We start from the raw sequence: 2,720 nt of genomic DNA, 5'->3' as shown, positions 1-2,720 counted from the left end.
CGCTCCCCCATCGCCTCGGACCTGTGCACGCTGATCATGGTCCCGGTCATCGCGGCGGGATTCCGCTTCACGCTCGACACCTGCGAGAAGGAGTTGCGGCAGACGGCCAAGGAGTGAACAGGTCTCCGCCGTGCGGGATTCCACCGACCGGCGCGATCGGACCGGGACGCGTCCGGCGGCGCCGATCGGCGACCGGGCGGACCGACCGGCCGGTCAGGTGGGCGAGCCGGGCAGCGGGATCGAGATACCGAGGGGCAGTTGGATGCTCGGCCCGGCAGGCGCGGGCGCCGGGGCGGGGGCGGGCTGCAACGGGACTCCGCCACCCCGCGGCGCGGCGGGCGTGGCCTGCCGCGCGGCCGGGGACGATGGCGGTGGGGCGGGCTCGGATCGCGGCGGCGGTGTCGTCGTCCGCTCCCGGGCGACCCGGGCGGGCAGCCGCTTCGGCTAGTGCGGCCTGCCCGGGGTGTCGCACAGCATGCCGCAGGAGACCGCGCCGATGCCGGGCAGGTTCACCAGGACCGGCGGCGTCGGGTCGGGCACAGTGGTGGGCGCCATCGGCTGCAGGCGCAGCGGGCGCGCGCCCGGCGCGGAGGCCAGCACCTCGACGGTGCCGCCGGGGCGGGGCGGCGAGGTGGGCGTCGAGGGCGGGACCAGGCCTGGGCTCACCGGCACCGGCCGGGGTGCGCCGCCGGTGCGGTAGGCGTTGGACCAGCTCAGCACGTCGGCGGCATAGGACCTGGAGTTGTTGTAGCGCAGGACGGCACGCAACTCCTGTTGCGGGTCGGCCAGATTCGTGCCGCCCGCGCACAGGTACTTGCCCGCGGCCAGCGCCGCGTCGAAGACGTTCTGCGGGTCGGACACGCCGTCACCGTTGCCGTCGGCGGCGTACATCGACCAGGTCGAGGGCAGGAACTGCATCGGGCCGAGCGCCCGCACGTACCCACCGCCGGCGGCCGGGATGATCTCGTTGCCCGGCAGCGAGCCGTCGAGAGCGGGGCCGAGGATCGGGGCGACCGCCGTGCCCGCGGCGTCGGTGCGCCCGTTGTCGGCGTGCGCGGACTCGATGCGGCCGATGCCCGCCAGCAGGTGCCAGCGCAGCCCGCAGTCCGGCAACGAGGATTCCAGCGCCAGTTCGGCGTTGCGGTAGGCGGCCAGCACGATCTGCGGGATGCCGAGCAGCCCTCCGGTACTCGGCAGCGAGATCTCCCGCAGCGGCACCTGGCCGACCGCGAACGCGCTGTCGCCGGAGGTGTCGACACTGCGCAGCGTGCGCGGAGCCTGCGCCGCGACCGACAGCAGGCCCACCGTGCTGCCCGCCCCCGGCTCGGGCAGCGCGGCGATCTCGGGCTCTTTCCCGGACGCGTCGACGCCGAGCGCGGCCGAGCCCGACATGAGCAGTCCCGCGGTCAGCAGAGCCGACGCGGTGAGAGGAGCGGATCTTCGCATACGACCCCCGGCCTGCCGCTGCCCGCACGAGGGCACCCGCGCACGTGGGCACCACAGCCGGGACAACGACGTCCACCGACCTCGGGATGTCGCGGCCCGACACCCTCCGGTCGCATCAACCATCTGAGAACAGGAGTTAACATACAGCAGAGACAGCCATCACAAAAGCCGCAAATTTGCCGGAATGATCAGTCACTTATTCGGAGCGGCCCGTTCCTGCCTCCGGCGCTTCTGCCAGCGCGAACCGGCAGGAAGTGACTCACATCCCGAGCACGCACGGATGCTATCAGTCGTCGCGTACGCAGCATGTTCGCACCGACCGGCGACCGAGGCGCCGACCACCGCCGCACGACGGGCCTGCGACGACGCCCGGCACAGCCCCCGGTCCGATCCACCCGTCCGCATGCCCGCACATACCTGGGCGCGGCATCAACCACCGCTGCCGACCGCCGACGCGATAGTGGGCGATCGGCCGTGTACTTCATCGGCCACTCGCCCCGGCGGTGTGTTGTCGTGGGCGACCGGAGCCCGCCGCGTCCCGCGCGATCGGTCCGACCGCCACGCGTCGCGGGTCGGCTACGGTCGGGGCGTCGGCCCATCGGAACACACCGCGTCGGGAGTGGCCACGGTGCGCACGGGAGACGGCCGGGTCGGCAGGTGAAGGGCGGCGGCGATCGGCGTCAGCGGCGCCGGTGGGGCGTGTGCCGATCGTTCGCCCGCGGGGCGGCTACCTGCCCTGGGTGGCGGCGATGAGGGAGGCGGGGCGCATGTCGAGCCAGTGGTTCTCGACGTAGTCGAGGCAGGAGTCGCGGGTGGCGGCGCCGTGGACGATGCGCCAGCCGGTGGGGACGGCGGCGAAGACGGGCCACAGGGAGTGCTGGCCCTCGTCGTTGACCAGGACGTAGAACTCGGCGGTGTCGTCGTCGAACGGGTTGCTCATGGGGTTGCCTTTCGGAGTGGGGGTCAGGCCCGGTGGGTGTCGGCCCAGGCGGTGGTCAGCACGTGGCCAATGCGGGCGAGGGCACGGTCGGAGGTCATGCGCCAGTGGGTGGCGGCGACGGCGTGGTTGTGGACGGTGCCGTCCACGGCTTCGGCCCAGGTCGCGGGGGGGGGGGGGGGGGGGGGGGGGGGGGGGGGGGGGGGGGGGGGGGCGGGGGGCGGCGCGCGGGGGGGGGGGGGGGGGGGGGGGGTGGGTGGGGGGGGGGGGGGGGGGGGGCGCCCGGGGGGGGGGGGCGAGAGAAACCCCCCGCCGGGGGGGGGGGGGGGGGGGGGGG

At 74.7% G+C, this 2,720-nt stretch carries 3 protein-coding genes; all 3 read right to left on the bottom strand.

What is annotated here, in order from left to right:
* Positions 1–444: 444 nt before the first annotated feature.
* The gene (locus QH283_RS16935; protein WP_280503957.1) at positions 445–1,446 is read right to left on the bottom strand and encodes a lytic transglycosylase domain-containing protein; all 1,002 of its coding nucleotides are present in this window, start codon (positions 1,444–1,446) and stop codon (positions 445–447) included.
* 727 nt (positions 1,447–2,173) lie between these two features.
* Positions 2,174–2,386, bottom strand: a complete 213-nt coding sequence (locus QH283_RS16930) for an MbtH family protein (RefSeq protein WP_280503956.1) — start codon at positions 2,384–2,386, stop codon at positions 2,174–2,176.
* Between the two features lie 23 nt (positions 2,387–2,409).
* Positions 2,410–2,720, bottom strand: a 311-nt coding sequence (locus QH283_RS16925) for a hypothetical protein (protein ID WP_280503955.1), incomplete at its 5' end; no start/stop codon positions are given.

It is taken from the genome of Nocardia farcinica (assembly GCF_029867845.1).
Lineage (GTDB): Bacteria > Actinomycetota > Actinomycetes > Mycobacteriales > Mycobacteriaceae > Nocardia > Nocardia farcinica_A.
This window is presented reverse-complemented; position numbering and strand designations above follow the sequence as displayed.

What these genes read in the sequence shown, in the direction of transcription:
- QH283_RS16935 (WP_280503957.1), bottom strand. Translation starts at nt 1,446, where the DNA reads ATGCGAAGATCCGCTCCTCTCACCGCGTCGGCTCTGCTGACCGCGGGA.
- QH283_RS16930 (WP_280503956.1), bottom strand. Translation starts at nt 2,386, where the DNA reads ATGAGCAACCCGTTCGACGACGACACCGCCGAGTTCTACGTCCTGGTC.